The organism is Pseudomonas sp. BMW13, assembly GCF_013357275.1.
Taxonomy (GTDB): domain Bacteria; phylum Pseudomonadota; class Gammaproteobacteria; order Pseudomonadales; family Pseudomonadaceae; genus Aquipseudomonas; species Aquipseudomonas khazarica.
The window spans coordinates 1-14,340 of record NZ_SUKD01000032.1 but is presented as its reverse complement, the minus strand read 5'-3'; the positions used below and the strand labels follow the sequence as shown (position 1 = coordinate 14,340).

Genomic DNA, 14,340 nt, shown 5'->3' with positions numbered 1-14,340 from the left:
AGCATCGGCCGAAATCGTTCAGAAAGCCAGTCAGCCGTCGCGCAGCACCTTGAGTTCGGCGTCGTCGGCGGAGAAGCCGCGTTCGAGTTTGAACTTGAGACTGAGGTCGGTGCGCGAGTCGGCGAACTTCAGGGCATCGGCCAGGTTGATGCGCCCGGCTTCGAGCAGGGCGAACAGGTGCTGGTCGAAGGTCTGCAGGCCCTGTTCCGCCGCACGTGCGATGGCTTCGCGCAACTCGTCCAGCTGATCGCGCTGGATCAGGTCGCGGATGTAGGGCGTGCCGAGCATCAGCTCCACCGCTACCACGCGCTTCTGGGCGATGCCGGGGACCAGGCGCTGGCCCACCACGGCGAGGAGGTTGTGCGCCACGTCGGCCAGTACCTGCTTGCGCGCCTCGTCGGGGAAGAAACGGGCGATCCGCTCGATTGCATGGCTGCTGCTGGTGGCATGCAGGGTGGCGACGCACAGGTGGCCGGTCTCGGCGTAATGCAATGCGTGCTGCATGGTCGCGGCGTCACGGATTTCGCCGAGCATGATCACGTCCGGCGCCTCGCGCAGAACGTTGCGCAGGGCGTCGTCGAAACTGTGGGTATCGAGGCCGACTTCGCGCTGATCGATGATCGAGCGCTGGTGGCTGTGGAGGAACTCGATGGGGTCTTCGATGCAGACGATATGGCCGCTCTTGTGGCGATTGCGGAAGTCCAGCATCGCTGCCAGAGTGGTGGACTTGCCGGAGCCTGCCGCGCCGGTGACCAGGATCAGCCCGCGATCCTGCATGGCCAGCTTTTCCAGCAGCCTGGGCAGACCGAGCTGCTCGACGCCCGGAATCCGGCTCTTGATCAGACGCACCACCATGGCCACCTCGCCACGCTGGTAATAGACATTGACCCGGTAGCGCCCGGCACCCTGCAGGCTGACCGCGAGATTCATCTCCAGGTCGCGCTCGAACTCGGCGATCTGCTTCTGGGTCATCAGCTGGTAGGCCAGCTGCTTCACCTCGCCGGCCTTGAGCACGTGCTGGCCGGCCGGCTGGCTGTGCCCCTCGACTTTCATGTGCGGCGGCGCACCGACGCTGAAGAACAGGTCCGAGCCCGCATGCTGGTGCATCAGCTGCAGATAGGGAAAGACGTCGGGTTGCTCGGCGCTGGTGTCGTTCATCGGCGGGTCGCAGTTCGTGGCGTTGCAGCAAGGATAGTCGGCGTCCGCACACGCCCATTGCTTTGTATCAAGAGAGCGGGATGATTGGTCGCCTTATAGCTGGATCGCCGTCCGGCCACACTGCGGCACGGCCTGGTGCTTGAACGTCGGATACGGGAGGAAGGTGGTGGGATTCTGGAGGGCTGCCCTGCTGGGGCTGCTGCTGTGCACATCGCTACGTGCCGAGGTTCTCCACCTGGTCACGGGGGATGAGTACGCGCCATTCACGGGCAAGGCGTTGCCGGGGCAGGGCATGCTCACCCAGGTGGTGCAGGCCGCGCTGGCCGAGCAGGGGCTGGCCATGACGCTCGATTGGCAGCCCTGGAACCGCGGCTATCTCAATGCCTCGCGCGGCGAATACGACGCCACCTTTCCCTACGTGCGCTCCACCCAGCGCGAGCAGGACTTCCTCTACTCGGCCCCTCTGTACAAGGCCGAACAGCACCTGTTCAGTCGCGTCGGCGACTCGCTCGAGCTCGACGACCTGTCGCGCCACAAGGGGCTTCGTCTCTGCTATCCGCTGGGCTGGCAGCCGCCCGTCGCGATCCAGCGCCTGATCGATCAGGGCGCGCTCAGGCGCCATTCACCGCTCGGCCTCAAGGAGTGTGCACGGCTGTTGCTGCTGCAGCGCGACGACCTCTTCATCGCAGACCGCAATCTGGGGGAAAGCGCCCTCAGCTCGACCGGTGTCGGTGCGGAGCGGTTTCACCGCTCGCACGCCCTGGGCAGCAACACCCTGCATTTCATCGTGCCTCGACGCCATCCGCGGGCGGCGGAGCTGATCGAGCGCTTCGACCACGGCCTCGACGCGCTCAAGGTGAGTGGGGAGTACCAGCGCATCGTTGACCGTTACGTGGAATAGGTGGTCGTGGCGGATTTCACAGCAGCGTCATGACCAGCAGCAGGCTGCCCGCTGCCAGCAGGGTCTGCAGGGTGATGATCCCGGCCATCAGCTGGCTGTCGCCGCCCAGCTGGCGGGTCAGTACGTAGGCCGTGGGGGCGGTGGGCAAGGCGAAGAACAGCACCAGCACGGCGCTCTCCATGGCCGGCAGCGCCAGTGCCCAGGCCACGCACCAGGCCAGGACGGGCATGATCAGCAGGCGCAGCGCGCTGTTCCAGCCCAGCGCGGGCACCTCGGCGCCCAGTTGCTCGGGCTTCAGTGCCGCGCCGACGCAGAGCAGGCCCAGCGGCAGGCTGGCGGCGGCCAGCAGGCTGAGCAGGCGATCCGTGCCGCCAGGCAGTCCGATGCCCGTGAGGTTGAACAGGGCACCCCCGACACAGGCGAGAATCAGCGGATTCTTGGCGATGGGCAGCAGCAGACTGCGGGCGCTGACACCGCGTTCGGCGGTCAGCGACCAGACCGACAGCACGTTCACCGTCGGCACCATCAGGGCCAGCATCAGCGCGGCCAGGGTCAGGCCCTGCTGGCCGAACAGGCTGCCCACCGCTGCCAGTCCCAGGTAGGTATTGAAGCGCAGGATGCCCTGGCTGAAGGCGCCGAAGCGCCCGGCCGGCCAGCCACGCAGGCGGCGTACCAGCAGCAGGGCGATCCAGGCGATGCCCAGGGCCAGCAGCACGGCGAGGGCCAGGCGCGGCAGGGCGGGGTTGTTCAGGGGCGCCCGGGCCAGGCTGGAGAACAGCAGCGCGGGGAACAGGATGAAGTAGTTGAGGCGTTCGGCACCGGGCCAGAAGGCCTCGCTGGGGAACTCACGCAGGCGCAGCCAGTAGCCGGCGACTATCATGGCGAACAGCGGCCACAAGGCCAGCAGCAGGTCTATCACGGTAACCCCCGACGGTGGTGAGGGCCTATCTTGGTCAGCGGCGCAGGGCAATGCAAGACGGAGCGAAGAGATGAGCGAGCAGCATGAGGGTGGCTGCCAGTGCGGTGCCCTGCGTTATCGGATCGAGGCGCCGCTGTCGGACAGTGCGCATTGTCACTGCACCATCTGCCGGCGTAGCAGCGGCGGCATTCTCACCACCTGGGTCACCGTGCCCAGGACGAGCTTCCAGTGGTTGCAGGGGCAGCCGCGCACCTTCGCTTCATCGGCCAGTTGCTCGCGCTACTTCTGCGCCGACTGCGGTGCGCACCTGGCGCTGTTCACTACGCTCAGCCCGCAGACGCTGGACGTGACAGTTGCCACCCTCGATGTGCCGGAGCGGGCTCCGGCCAATCGACATATCTGGGTGGGCAGCCGTCTGCCGTGGCTCAGCGTCGATCCGCAGCTGCCGGAGGAAGATGAGGAGCTGCTGTAGCGGGGGGCGTCAGGGCAGCTCCAGGCCTCCGCTGGCCTTGTGCAGCGCGCGCAGGTGCTCACCGAGGGCGAGGAGGTTGGCCTCGTTGGCCTCCAGTTCGAGCAGACGCCCGGGTTCCAGCAGTTTGCGCACCTCGCCGTCGAGTTCGTCGCTTAGCTGGCGCAGCTGCTGCTGCCGCTCACGGCTGCGGTTCTCCAGCCCCTGCCACTCGCTGTGCTGCGGCAGGCCATAACCTCCGTCGAGCAATTCTGCGGGGCGACTGAGGAAGCCGCTGTTGGCGAGAATCTGTTCCAGCGCGCTGCCGGCCTTGTTCAGGTTGGGGTCGCCTGCGGCACGCCCGCTCAGGTAGCGCTGCTTGAGTTCGTCCTGGGCGAGCAGCAACTGGCGGCGCAAGGCGGCTTGTTCGAGCAGCAGCAGGGCGGCGCTGGCACGCAGATCGGCCTGGCTGAACCACCGGCGGCGATCCTCTGCGGGTTGTTCCAGCCAGGCTTCGACGCTGCCCTGCGAGATCGGCAGGCGCTGGCGCAACACGCCGAACATCGCCTGGTAGCGCTCGCGGAAGGAGTCGAAACGGTAGCCCAGGCGCAGCGCTTCGCGCGGGTCGTCCAGCACCGAGGTGTCGGCCAGGCCGCGGGCGTCCATCAGTTGCAGCAGGCCGTTGGGCAGGATGCTGTCGAGCGCCTGCAACTGCGGGTCGCCGGTACCGCTGCGCAGCAGTTTGAGGGTTTCCACCGCGCAGTTGTTGGAGATGAAGTAGTAGTCGCCGTCATAGCTCCAGTGCTGCTCCACGGCACGGGTCACCAGCTGCTCGAGCTGGTCGCGTGACAGGCGCAGTGGCACCGAGGCCAGGCTGCGCAGTTCGACCTTGGTGTACTCGTCGATCACCTGCTCCAGTGGCAGGACGAACAGGCGCGATGGGTAGACGCCGGTCAGGCCATCCCAGCTGGAGAGCTGCAGGTCGCCGACGAAGGCGCGATAGGACAGCACCAGGTGCTGGTCCAGATCCAGCCGGCAATCCGGGCCACGCGGCCTGCCCGGTGCGCAGACCACCAGGCGCAACATGCTGTGGCCCCAGCGGCTCATCCAGGCATCGTTGGCTTCGGCGAGCAGGTAGTCGACCTCGTACACGCGCTCCGGGTCCAGGCGTCCCAGCGGCTGGCGGGCGAAGTCGCGCCCGGCGTTGAGGTAGGGGTAATCGCTGGAGCAGGCCGCGGTCGGCGGTGCCCAGTCGAAGTGCTCGCGCCAGTAGCGAGCCAGTGACGGGCGACGGCAGGCGTAGCTCGGATCGAGCAGGAAGTATTCGAGGTTGACCGCGACGAACTCCAGTGCGTTGCGCAGTTCGTAGTCGTCCGGGCTGCGCGCCACCTGGCCGTTGTCCGTGTCGCGTGCGCCGCGCCTGCCGACCCGCTGCGCCCAGCCGGCCAGGTCGAGCAGGCGTGGGTCGTCGCTGAGGGTGAAGCGGCGCTCGGTCTGGCCACGGCACTCGTCCGCCAGCCCGACGAGGCCGGTCGACCTGGCACGCTGCCGACACTGGTTGATCCGCTGGCGCTCGGCGGTGGGCCAGAGCCGGGCGCGATCGTAGAGGTGGGTCAGCTCGTGCAGCAGGGTGGCCAGCAGCTCCTGGCGCTGGGTGCCGTGGGCGCGACCGGTGCGATTACGGGCCGCCGAACCGTCCACCAGTCTTGGCAGCAGCGCGGCATTGAGCTCGATGCCGCTGAAACGCCCGACCTGACCGTAGACGTCGGCCGGCATCTCGGCACGCCAGCTGACAGCGACCACGCGATCCAGTCGCGCGATGAAACTTGGCGGTAACGCCGCCATGGCCTCGTCCAGCAGCGTCTGGCTGGCCTGGCGCTCGGCCGCAGCGAGTGCGTCGTCGTCCAGCAGCAGGCGCAGCTGTGCCTGGGCGAGGCCCGTGGCGAGCGTCAGCAGAACGCCGCAGCACCAGGCGGCGAGGCGAGTCACAGGGCGAGGATGGCTTCGGCGAGTTGCAGGTCGCTGGCTTGTCGGGCCTCTGGCAACTGCTGGCGGATGGTCTGCAGGGCGGCTTCCAGTTGCGCGCCGCGGATTTCGCCGGCACTGGCAACGAAGCTGGCCGCGTCGTCACGGGCCTGTACCACGGCCTTCATGTCGCGCAGCGAGGTGGTGGTATCGGAGGTGAAGTTGATGCTGCGATCCAGCGCGCGCACGACGATGTTGCTGGTGGCGACCAGGGTCTGTGCCTGGGCGAGGCCGCTGCACAGGGCGCAAGCGGTAAGGGCGATGACGAGTGAACGACGCATGATGAGTAGCTCCGAGAACTGCAGAACGGACGATTTGACGTGGGCAAGCCTGCGCGGTTCCCCGTGCGCGGTCGCTCGGGGAAGTGTACGGGGCGCGGCGAAGCCGGTCAGCAGTGAGTCGACCGGCAGGGGCGTGGAGCCTTCTACAGGCTGAGAATGGCTTGTGCCAGGGTCAGGTCATCGGCCTGCGCCAGCTCGCTGGCATGGCTGCGAATCTGCAGCAGGGCGGCTTCCAGCCTGGCACTGCGGATGGCGCCGTCGCTGGCGACGAAGCTGGCGGCGTCCTCGCGAGCGGCGCGTATCTGCTTCATGTCGCGCAGGGAGCTGGTCGCATCCGAGAGGCCTTCGGCCGTGCCGGCCAGGGCGCCCACCAGGGTATCCGTGGTGGCGACCAGGCTACTGGCGCTGGCACTGCCGACGAGCAGCATCGTCAGCAGGGCAGCGCTGAAGGATTTGTTGAGAGGCATCTGGGGTCACTCCGAGGTTACGGGACAAGGTGCTGCCCGCGCCTGCAGCTTAGCCCAGAAGGCCTGTGCACTCCATTGCTGGCCTAGCGCCAGAAGGGCTTGGCCAGTTCCTGCTCGCGCTGGGCCGGGCTGATGCCCGCGTCGGCCAGCTGCTGTGCATTCAACTGGGCCAGCTGGCGGCGCGTGCGTAGGTTGCGCTGCCAATGGCGCAGCAGCGCGTAGAGGCGCAGGGAGTCCAGGGCGTGGGGATGTGCGTGCTGCGAGAGCGGGGAGTGCGTGCGGTCCATGGCGTGCTCCTGTCCAGAGACAAGGTGTGGCAGTCCATGATCTCGCCAATGGTTGTCGAGGAGCAGATACAAACGGGGGGAATTGTGCAGGGGCAGTGTCTATTACCTGGCAACTGTACTGCTCGTCAGGGCGACGACTGTTCCAGATAAAACGAAAGCCCCACCGCAGCAGAGACGGTGGAGCTCTCAGAAGATCCCAATTCTGGGATGGAGCAAAGCGGTCAATCAGCGCCAGAACGGCTTCTGCAGTTCGACGAAACGCTGATTTTCGGTGATGCCGGCGTCAGCGAGCAGGCGGGCATCCAGTCGAGCCAGTTGACGACGGCTGACGATGCGGCGCTGCCACAGGCTGAGGGTGGCCATCAGGCGCAGGGGCCAGGCAGACTTGTCACTGGCAACGCTGTGAGTTTGGAGCAGGGCGGAACTGAGGGTACGTTCCATGGTGGTCATCCTTCCGCTTGTGGCGGGTCTGGTGTTTGCTTTCGATGGGGAAATTATCCCGAGCGCGAGCGTGGCCCAGTAGTCACAGCTGGATGAAATTGTTGTGCTATTAGATAGGTTGCTTTGTAACTGTTCGGTCAGGAAATGAATGAACTGTACTGGCCATAAGTTAAAAAACTGGGTGCAACCCATTTATGCGAGATTTTTAGCTGGGTGCAACCCGTTCTTCATGGTCTTTCGAGCAGTACAGTTGCAAATTGATTGGCCGTGCCGTTTGACCTGAAATTCAGCTTTTTTACCGGTTCCAGAAACGGAAAACCCGGCGCGAGGCCGGGTTTCCTGTCTGACTGGTCAGGGCTTATTCCACGGCCTTGACCATGTCCTCGATGACCTTCTTGGCATCGCCGAAGACCATCATGGTCTTGTCCATGTAGAACAGTTCGTTGTCCAGGCCGGCGTAGCCGCTGGCCATCGAGCGCTTGTTGACGATCACGGTCTTGGCCTTGTAGGCCTCGAGGATCGGCATGCCGGCGATCGGCGACTTCGGATCGTTCTTCGCGGCCGGGTTGACCACGTCGTTGGCGCCGAGCACCAGGACCACGTCGGTCTGGCCGAACTCGGAGTTGATGTCCTCCATCTCGAACACCTGCTCGTACGGCACTTCGGCCTCGGCCAGCAGGACGTTCATGTGGCCCGGCATGCGGCCGGCAACCGGGTGGATCGCGTACTTCACGGTCACGCCACGGTGGGTCAGCTTCTCCGCCAGTTCCATCAGCGCGTGCTGGGCACGGGCAACCGCCAGGCCATAGCCGGGGACGATCACCACGGTGTCGGCGTTGGTCAGCAGGAAGGCAGCGTCGTCGCTCGAACCCGACTTCACGCTGCGCTGCTCCTGGCTGCCGCCTGCCGCACCGGCATCTGCGTCGGCACCGAAGCCGCCGAGGATGACGTTGAAGAACGAACGGTTCATCGCCTTGCACATGATGTACGAGAGGATGGCGCCCGAGGAGCCGACCAGCGAGCCGGCGACGATCAGCATCGAGTTGTTCAGCGAGAAGCCGATACCGGCAGCCGCCCAGCCCGAGTAGGAGTTGAGCATCGACACCACCACCGGCATGTCGGCGCCACCGATCGGGATGATGATCAGCACGCCGATGACGAAGGCCAGTGCCACCAGCACTGCGAATGCGGTGATGTTGCCGGTGAAGGTGAAGTACAGGCCCAGGGCGAGGATCGCCAGGCCGACCGCGAGGTTGACCAGGTGCTGGCCCTTGAACACCACCGGGGCGCCCTGGAACAGGCGGAACTTGTACTTGCCCGACAGCTTGCCGAAGGCGATCACCGAACCGGAGAAGGTGATGGCACCGATGGCCGCGCCGAGGAACAGCTCCAGGCGGTTGCCGGACGGGATCGCATCGCCCAGGGCGGCGACGATACCCAGCGACTGCGGCTCGACCACGGCGGCGATGGCGATGAACACCGCAGCCAGGCCGATCATGCTGTGCATGAAGGCGACCAGCTCCGGCATCTTGGTCATTTCCACGCGCTTGGCCATGACGGTGCCGACGCTACCGCCGACCAGCAGGCCGACGACCACGAAGCCGATACCCTGCACGGCCAGATCGGCGCCGAGCTTGTAGATCAGGCCGACGGTGGTGGCCACCGCGATGCCCATGCCGATCATGCCGAACAGGTTGCCGCGCCGCGACGTGGTCGGGTGCGACAGGCCCTTGAGCGCCTGGATGAAGCACACCGAGGCGACGAGGTAGAGAACAGTGATCAGGTTCATGCTCATGGTCAGTGTTTCTCCACAGGTGCTTTCGGCGCTTTCTTCTTGAACATTTCCAGCATGCGTCGGGTGACCAGGAAGCCGCCGAAGACGTTGACGGCGGCCAGGGCCACGGCCAGGGTGCCCATGGCCTTGCCCAGCGGCGTGACGGTCAGTGCGGCCGCCAGCATGGCGCCGACGATGACGATCGCCGAGATGGCATTGGTGACCGCCATCAGCGGGGTGTGCAGGGCCGGGGTGACGTTCCAGACCACGTGGTAGCCGACATAGATAGCCAGCACGAAGATGATCAGGTTGTAGATGCCGTCGGAAATCAGATCCATGTCCCTACTCCTTAGCCGTTCTTGCGCACGACTTCACCGTCCTTGCACATCAGGCAGGCGGCGACGATGTCGTCTTCGAGGTTGAGCTGGAACTGGCCTTCCTGGTCGATCACGAGCTTGAGGAAGTCCAGCAGGTTGCGTGCATACAGCGCCGAGGCATCTGCCGGCACCAGCGCGGCCAGGTTGGTGTGGCCGACGAAGGTGACGCCGTGCTTGACCACGACCTGATCGGCCTCGGTCAGCGGGCAGTTGCCGCCTTGTGCGGCAGCCAGGTCGATGACCACGGAGCCCGGCTTCATCTCGGCCACCGTGCTTTCGTGCAGAAGCGTCGGCGCCTTGCGGCCCGGAATCAGCGCGGTGGTGATGACGATGTCGGCCTGCTTGGCGCGCTCGTGCACGGCCTTGGCCTGACGCTCCATCCAGGATTGCGGCATCGGCCGGGCATAGCCGCCCACGCCTTGCGCGCACTCGCGCTCCTCGTCGGTCTCGAAGGGGACGTCGACGAACTTGGCGCCGAGCGACTCGATCTGCTCTTTCACTGCCGGACGCACATCCGATGCCTCGATCACGGCACCCAGACGCTTGGCGGTGGCGATGGCCTGCAGGCCGGCGACACCTGCACCGAGGATCAGCACGCGGGCCGCCTTAACGGTCCCGGCGGCGGTCATCAGCATGGGCATGAAGCGCGGGTAGTGGTTGGCCGCCAGCATCACCGCCTTGTAGCCGGCGATGTTGGCCTGGGACGACAGCACGTCCAGGCTCTGTGCGCGGGAGGTACGCGGCGCGGCCTCCAGGGCGAAGGCGGTGATGCCACGGGCATTCATGCGCGCAATGGTTTCATTGCAGAACGGGTTGAGCATGCCAACCAGCACGGCGCCGGACTTCATGTGAGTCAGTTCGGCGTCGGTGGGTGCGACCACCTTGAGCACCAGGTCGGCGCCGAAGGCGGCCGAATCGTTGCCAATGGTTGCGCCAGCGGCCTCATACGCGCTGTCCGGAATGCTGGCGCTGACGCCGGCACCGGCTTGCACGGTCACCTGATGACCTTGGCCGACCAGCTTCTTGATGGTCTCGGGGGTCGCGGCAACCCGCGTCTCCCCTGCATGGGTTTCGAGAGGAACACCAATGTGCACTTCTAATCTCCTGCGTGATCTTTTTTGTGAACCGGTGCACTGCGCTGGCGCGCCGGCGATTGGGGATCAGCACATAACCCGATAGTGAATGGCGGGCGCGGCGATTGTGCAGTCGAACGCAAACCCTTACAAGAAGTTATGGAGTAAAAAAAATGCATTACTACAAGTAATGGGTCTATGAGGGATTTTTATACTGCGCGCAGCCCGCGTGGCGCCCGGTCGGCAGCAGGTTTCATGCAGGTTTGGCGGCCATGCCGGTATTCATGAGCGGAATGACCGTTGGTCGAATCGGCTGGGGTGTGAAAAGTAATGAACGAGGCGTTCAAAATCACGCAACACCCCGGAGGCAGGGGCTTTTGTGAATGAATCGGGCAGAATGCCGTGTAGTGTGACCGATAGTGCCCTACGTGTTCAATCCGGCTTCTGTTTCGTTGCGCGTGGTCGAAAAAAGTCGATGCAGGGCTACTCGGCTCGGTAGGCGCGTGCCTCGCCTTGCAGCCAGTCGCGGAAGGCCTTGAGCGCCGCCGACTCGGCCTTGCGCTCCGGCACCATCAGGTAGTACGCGCGGTCGTTGTCCGGCACGGCCGCGTCCATGGCGATCACCAGACTGCCTTCTTCGAGTTCCCGCTGGATCAGGAAGGGGGGAATCAGGGCGACACCCATTTCATGGCGGGCAGCCTGGGCCAGCATGGAAAACAACTCCAGGCGAGGCCCGGTCATGTCGCGGGCGACGCTCATGCCCTGCGCCGCGAACCACTGACGCCAGGCATAGGGGCGGGTGGTCTGCTGCAGCAGCGGCAGGGTGGCGATACGCTGCGCATCGATCTCGCCCTGTTCCAGCAGCGCCGGGCTGCACACCGGCAGCAGGTGCTCGGGCATCAGGAAGTGCGCCTCGGTGCCTGACCATTCGGCATCGCCATAGTAAATGGCGGCATCGAAGTGGGTGTCGGCGAACAGGAAGGGGCGGGTGCGGTTGGTCAGGTGCACCGTGACCTCGGGGTGCAGTCGCTGGAAGGCGCGCAGGCGTGGCAACAGCCACTGGGTGCCGAATGTCGGCACCACCGCCAGCTCGATGCTGGTGGTGCCCTGGTTGCCCATCAGCGCCAGGGTGTCACGTTCCACGGCATCGAGCTGGGCGGCCACCTTGCGGCTGTAGGCGATGCCGGCCTCGGTCAGCACCACGCCACGGCGCGAGCGGCGGAACAGCTCGACGTTGAGGAAACTTTCCAGCCCGCCGATCTGCCGGCAGATGGCGCTCTGCGTCAGGTTCAACTCATCGGCCGCCTTGGTGAAACTCTGGTGACGTGCTGCGGACTCGAAGGCGACCAGGGCGGCGGTACTGGGGATCTTGCGGCGCATTTATGCGAAAGCCTCACACGGAAGTGGCGTTAATTACTGGTTAAGCTATCTCGAAGTGAGGAAAAAGCACAGGTCTGTGCGAATTCTGCGTTTGTCCTGCATGCCAGGTCGTCCTAGGATCATGCTTATACGGGGTCGGTTGCGCCGGCCGCTCACTTCATCGTTTCGAGGTTTCTCGCAATGGCCAAGGCAAGCTTCAACTGGATCGACCCGCTGCTGCTCGATCAGCAACTGACCGAAGAAGAGCGCATGGTGCGCGACAGCGCCCAACAGTTCGCCGATGACAAGCTGGCACCTCGTGTGCTGGAGGCCTTCCGTCATGAGCAGACCGACCCGAAGATCTTCCGCGAGATGGGTGAGACCGGGCTGCTCGGCGCGACCATTCCCGAGGCCTACGGTGGCAGTGGCCTGAACTATGTCTGCTACGGGTTGATCGCCCGGGAAGTGGAGCGCATCGACTCGGGCTATCGCTCGATGATGAGCGTGCAATCCTCCCTGGTGATGGTGCCGATCAACGAGTTCGGCAATGAAGCGACCAAGCAGAAGTACCTGCCCAAGCTGGCCAGCGGCGAATACATCGGTTGCTTCGGCCTGACCGAGCCGAACCACGGTTCCGATCCGGGTTCGATGGTCACGCGTGCGAAGAAGGTCGAGGGCGGTTACCGCCTGAGCGGCAGCAAGATGTGGATCACCAACAGCCCGATTGCCGACGTCTTCGTGGTCTGGGCCAAGGACGATGCCGGCGAGATTCGTGGCTTCGTGCTGGAGAAGGGTTGGGAGGGGCTTTCCGCTCCGGCGATTCACGGCAAGGTCGGGCTGCGCGCCTCGATCACCGGCGAGATCGTGATGGACAACGTGTTCTGTCCCGAAGAGAACGCCTTCCCGGACGTGCGTGGCCTGCGTGGCCCGTTCACCTGCCTGAACTCTGCGCGTTACGGCATCAGCTGGGGGGCGCTGGGCGCCGCCGAGTTCTGCTGGCACACCGCGCGGCAGTACGTGCTGGATCGCAACCAGTTCGGCCGTCCGCTGGCGGCCAACCAGCTGATCCAGAAGAAGCTGGCGGACATGCAGACCGAAATCACCCTGGCCCTGCAAGGCTGCCTGCGCTTGGGAAGGATGAAGGACGAAGGCACCGCCGCGGTGGAAATCACCTCGATCATGAAGCGCAACAGCTGCGGCAAGGCGCTCGACATCGCGCGCCTGGCCCGTGACATGCTGGGCGGCAACGGCATCAGCGACGAGTTCGGCATCGCCCGTCATCTGGTCAACCTCGAGGTGGTCAACACCTATGAAGGCACGCATGACGTGCACGCGCTGATTCTCGGTCGTGCGCAAACCGGCATCCAGGCGTTCTTCTAAAGGCTCGCGCCTCTCACTGATCCATGGCGCGCTTGGCGCGCCATGCGGAGGATCTCCATGTCCGGTGCTCTTTCCCATATTCGCGTGCTCGACCTGTCCCGGGTACTTGCCGGGCCCTGGTGCGGGCAGATCCTGGGTGACCTCGGGGCCGAGGTGATCAAGGTCGAAAAACCGGGGGCGGGGGACGACACCCGGCATTGGGGGCCTCCCTATATAAAGGATGCCGAGGGTAACGACTCGCGCGAGGCCGCCTATTTCCAGAGCGCGAATCGCAACAAGCAGTCCCTGACCCTGGATTTCACCCAGCCGGAGGGCCAGCGCCTGGTTCGCGAGCTGGTGGCGCAGTGCGATGTCCTGCTGGAGAACTTCAAGGTGGGCGGCCTGGCGGCCTATGGCCTGGATTACGCGTCGCTCAAGGCGATCAATCCGAAGCTGATCTACTGCTCCATCACCGGTTTCGGTCAGACCGGGCCTTACGCCAAGCGTGCAGGCTACGACTTCATGATCCAGGGGCTTGGCGGGCTGATGAGCCTGACGGGGCGCCCTGAGGGTGAGGAAGGGGCGGGGCCGATGAAGGTCGGCGTGGCGCTCACCGATATCCTCACCGGGCTGTATGCGACGGTGGGCGTGTTGGCGGCGCTCAATCAGCGCGAGCAGTCCGGTATCGGTCAGCACATCGACGTGGCGCTGCTCGACGTGCAGGTGGCCTGTCTGGCGAACCAGGCCATGAACTACCTGACGACGGGCGTATCCCCCAGGCGCCTGGGTAATGCCCATCCCAATATCGTTCCTTACCAGGACTTCCCCAGCGCCGATGGCAACTTCATCCTGGCCGTGGGTAATGACGGGCAGTTCCGCAAGTTCTGCGAGGTAGCGGGTATCGCCGGTCTTGCCGATGATCCGCGCTATGCCACCAACAAGGCGCGGGTGGCCAATCGGGCCGAGCTGATCCCGCAGCTGCGCCAGGCCACCGTGTTCAAGACCACGGCGCAATGGATTGCTCTGCTGGAAGCGGCGGGTGTGCCCTGTGGGCCGATCAACGATCTGCAGCAGGTGTTCGCCGATCCGCAGGTCCAGTCGCGTGGGTTGAGCTTCGATCTGCCCAATGCGCTTGGCGGACGTACGCCTCAGGTCGCCAGTCCCCTGCGCCTGTCGGACACGCCAGTGGCCTACCATTCGGCACCGCCACTGCTCGGGCAGCACACCGATGCGCTGTTGCAGAGGGTGCTGGGCATGAGCGAAGGGCAGATCGCTGCACTGCGTGAGGCGGGGGTGATCTGAGTTTCGCGCTCTCTATATAGAAGAGGCGCAGGCCGTTGGAACGGTCTGCGCAACTTTTTGCATATCAGGGCTTTACAGCGCGTTCTGGTGCTGTAGAATGCGCGCCACTTCAGCGATGAAGCTCTTCGAAAACTTCTTGTTAATCAATAAGTTAAGTTTAAAAGAGGGG

General features: G+C 64.8%; 15 protein-coding genes. 4 read left to right on the top strand and 11 right to left on the bottom strand.

What is annotated here, in order from left to right; translation table 11 throughout:
* Nucleotides 1–30: 30 nt before the first annotated feature.
* The gene (locus E4487_RS21025; protein ID WP_175254307.1) at nt 31–1,158 is read right to left on the bottom strand and encodes a PilT/PilU family type 4a pilus ATPase; all 1,128 of its coding nucleotides are present in this window, start codon (nt 1,156–1,158) and stop codon (nt 31–33) included.
* A gap of 166 nt (nt 1,159–1,324) precedes the next feature.
* Between E4487_RS21025 and E4487_RS21020 the strand changes: the two genes are divergently transcribed.
* Nucleotides 1,325–2,059: a substrate-binding periplasmic protein gene (locus E4487_RS21020; RefSeq protein WP_373921555.1), complete on the top strand. Its 735-nt coding sequence runs from the start codon at nt 1,325–1,327 to the stop codon at nt 2,057–2,059.
* A gap of 16 nt (nt 2,060–2,075) precedes the next feature.
* Here the strand turns inward: E4487_RS21020 and E4487_RS21015 are convergent, their stop codons facing one another.
* A complete protein-coding gene (locus tag E4487_RS21015) occupies nt 2,076–2,939 on the bottom strand; it encodes an AEC family transporter (protein WP_257229480.1) in 864 nt (287 codons plus the stop codon).
* A 109-nt stretch (nt 2,940–3,048) separates the two neighbouring features.
* On the opposite strand from E4487_RS21015, the gene E4487_RS21010 reads away from it, so the two are divergent.
* The gene (locus E4487_RS21010) at nt 3,049–3,450 is read left to right on the top strand and encodes a GFA family protein (protein ID WP_175254304.1); all 402 of its coding nucleotides are present in this window, start codon (nt 3,049–3,051) and stop codon (nt 3,448–3,450) included.
* Nucleotides 3,451–3,459: 9 nt separating this feature from the next.
* Here the strand turns inward: E4487_RS21010 and E4487_RS21005 are convergent, their stop codons facing one another.
* The 9 genes from E4487_RS21005 to E4487_RS20965 all read right to left on the bottom strand — a co-directional run bounded on the left by E4487_RS21005 (nt 3,460) and on the right by E4487_RS20965 (nt 11,531).
* Nucleotides 3,460–5,415 carry a DUF4105 domain-containing protein gene (locus tag E4487_RS21005; protein WP_175254303.1) on the bottom strand — a complete coding sequence of 652 codons (1,956 nt, stop codon included), beginning with the start codon at nt 5,413–5,415 and terminating at the stop codon, nt 3,460–3,462.
* Nucleotides 5,412–5,732: a DUF2388 domain-containing protein gene (locus E4487_RS21000; protein ID WP_037054615.1), complete on the bottom strand. Its 321-nt coding sequence runs from the start codon at nt 5,730–5,732 to the stop codon at nt 5,412–5,414. Before E4487_RS21000 ends, E4487_RS21005 begins: the two co-directional genes overlap by 4 nt.
* Nucleotides 5,733–5,875: 143 nt before the next feature.
* Nucleotides 5,876–6,199, bottom strand: a complete 324-nt coding sequence (locus E4487_RS20995) for a DUF2388 domain-containing protein (protein ID WP_037054618.1) — start codon at nt 6,197–6,199, stop codon at nt 5,876–5,878.
* An 83-nt stretch (nt 6,200–6,282) separates the two neighbouring features.
* On the bottom strand, nt 6,283–6,486 hold the full coding sequence (locus E4487_RS20990; protein WP_037054620.1) for a DUF1127 domain-containing protein: 204 nt from the start codon (nt 6,484–6,486) through the stop codon (nt 6,283–6,285).
* A 225-nt stretch (nt 6,487–6,711) separates the two neighbouring features.
* Nucleotides 6,712–6,927 (bottom strand): DUF1127 domain-containing protein, encoded by a 216-nt coding sequence (locus tag E4487_RS20985; RefSeq protein WP_175254302.1) that lies wholly within the window; start codon nt 6,925–6,927, stop codon nt 6,712–6,714.
* A 358-nt stretch (nt 6,928–7,285) separates the two neighbouring features.
* A complete protein-coding gene (locus E4487_RS20980) occupies nt 7,286–8,722 on the bottom strand; it encodes an NAD(P)(+) transhydrogenase (Re/Si-specific) subunit beta (protein ID WP_037054625.1) in 1,437 nt (478 codons plus the stop codon).
* Nucleotides 8,723–8,724: 2 nt separating this feature from the next.
* Nucleotides 8,725–9,039, bottom strand: coding sequence for an NAD(P) transhydrogenase subunit alpha (locus tag E4487_RS20975; RefSeq protein ID WP_037054628.1), 315 nt, complete (start codon nt 9,037–9,039; stop codon nt 8,725–8,727).
* Nucleotides 9,040–9,050: 11 nt separating this feature from the next.
* Nucleotides 9,051–10,172 carry a Re/Si-specific NAD(P)(+) transhydrogenase subunit alpha gene (locus E4487_RS20970; protein ID WP_037054631.1) on the bottom strand — a complete coding sequence of 374 codons (1,122 nt, stop codon included), beginning with the start codon at nt 10,170–10,172 and terminating at the stop codon, nt 9,051–9,053.
* A 462-nt stretch (nt 10,173–10,634) separates the two neighbouring features.
* Nucleotides 10,635–11,531 carry a LysR family transcriptional regulator gene (locus E4487_RS20965; RefSeq protein WP_134678264.1) on the bottom strand — a complete coding sequence of 299 codons (897 nt, stop codon included), beginning with the start codon at nt 11,529–11,531 and terminating at the stop codon, nt 10,635–10,637.
* Between the two features lie 180 nt (nt 11,532–11,711).
* Here E4487_RS20965 and E4487_RS20960 point away from each other — a divergent pair, with 180 nt between their 5' ends.
* Together E4487_RS20960 and E4487_RS20955 are read left to right on the top strand one after the other, a co-directional pair.
* A complete protein-coding gene (locus E4487_RS20960; protein WP_037054635.1) occupies nt 11,712–12,890 on the top strand; it encodes an acyl-CoA dehydrogenase in 1,179 nt (392 codons plus the stop codon).
* Nucleotides 12,891–12,947: 57 nt separating this feature from the next.
* On the top strand, nt 12,948–14,171 hold the full coding sequence (locus E4487_RS20955) for a CaiB/BaiF CoA-transferase family protein (RefSeq protein ID WP_150607093.1): 1,224 nt from the start codon (nt 12,948–12,950) through the stop codon (nt 14,169–14,171).
* Nucleotides 14,172–14,340: the final 169 nt, after the last annotated feature.

What these genes read in the sequence shown, in the direction of transcription:
- E4487_RS21010 (WP_175254304.1), top strand. Translation starts at nt 3,049, where the DNA reads ATGAGCGAGCAGCATGAGGGTGGCTGCCAGTGCGGTGCCCTGCGTTAT.
- E4487_RS20980 (WP_037054625.1), bottom strand. Translation starts at nt 8,722, where the DNA reads ATGAGCATGAACCTGATCACTGTTCTCTACCTCGTCGCCTCGGTGTGC.
- E4487_RS21000 (WP_037054615.1), bottom strand. Translation starts at nt 5,732, where the DNA reads ATGCGTCGTTCACTCGTCATCGCCCTTACCGCTTGCGCCCTGTGCAGC.
- E4487_RS20985 (WP_175254302.1), bottom strand. Translation starts at nt 6,927, where the DNA reads ATGGAACGTACCCTCAGTTCCGCCCTGCTCCAAACTCACAGCGTTGCC.
- E4487_RS20990 (WP_037054620.1), bottom strand. Translation starts at nt 6,486, where the DNA reads ATGGACCGCACGCACTCCCCGCTCTCGCAGCACGCACATCCCCACGCC.
- E4487_RS20965 (WP_134678264.1), bottom strand. Translation starts at nt 11,531, where the DNA reads ATGCGCCGCAAGATCCCCAGTACCGCCGCCCTGGTCGCCTTCGAGTCC.
- E4487_RS20955 (WP_150607093.1), top strand. Translation starts at nt 12,948, where the DNA reads ATGTCCGGTGCTCTTTCCCATATTCGCGTGCTCGACCTGTCCCGGGTA.
- E4487_RS20975 (WP_037054628.1), bottom strand. Translation starts at nt 9,039, where the DNA reads ATGGATCTGATTTCCGACGGCATCTACAACCTGATCATCTTCGTGCTG.
- E4487_RS20995 (WP_037054618.1), bottom strand. Translation starts at nt 6,199, where the DNA reads ATGCCTCTCAACAAATCCTTCAGCGCTGCCCTGCTGACGATGCTGCTC.
- E4487_RS21025 (WP_175254307.1), bottom strand. Translation starts at nt 1,158, where the DNA reads ATGAACGACACCAGCGCCGAGCAACCCGACGTCTTTCCCTATCTGCAG.
- E4487_RS21015 (WP_257229480.1), bottom strand. Translation starts at nt 2,939, where the DNA reads ATGATAGTCGCCGGCTACTGGCTGCGCCTGCGTGAGTTCCCCAGCGAG.
- E4487_RS20960 (WP_037054635.1), top strand. Translation starts at nt 11,712, where the DNA reads ATGGCCAAGGCAAGCTTCAACTGGATCGACCCGCTGCTGCTCGATCAG.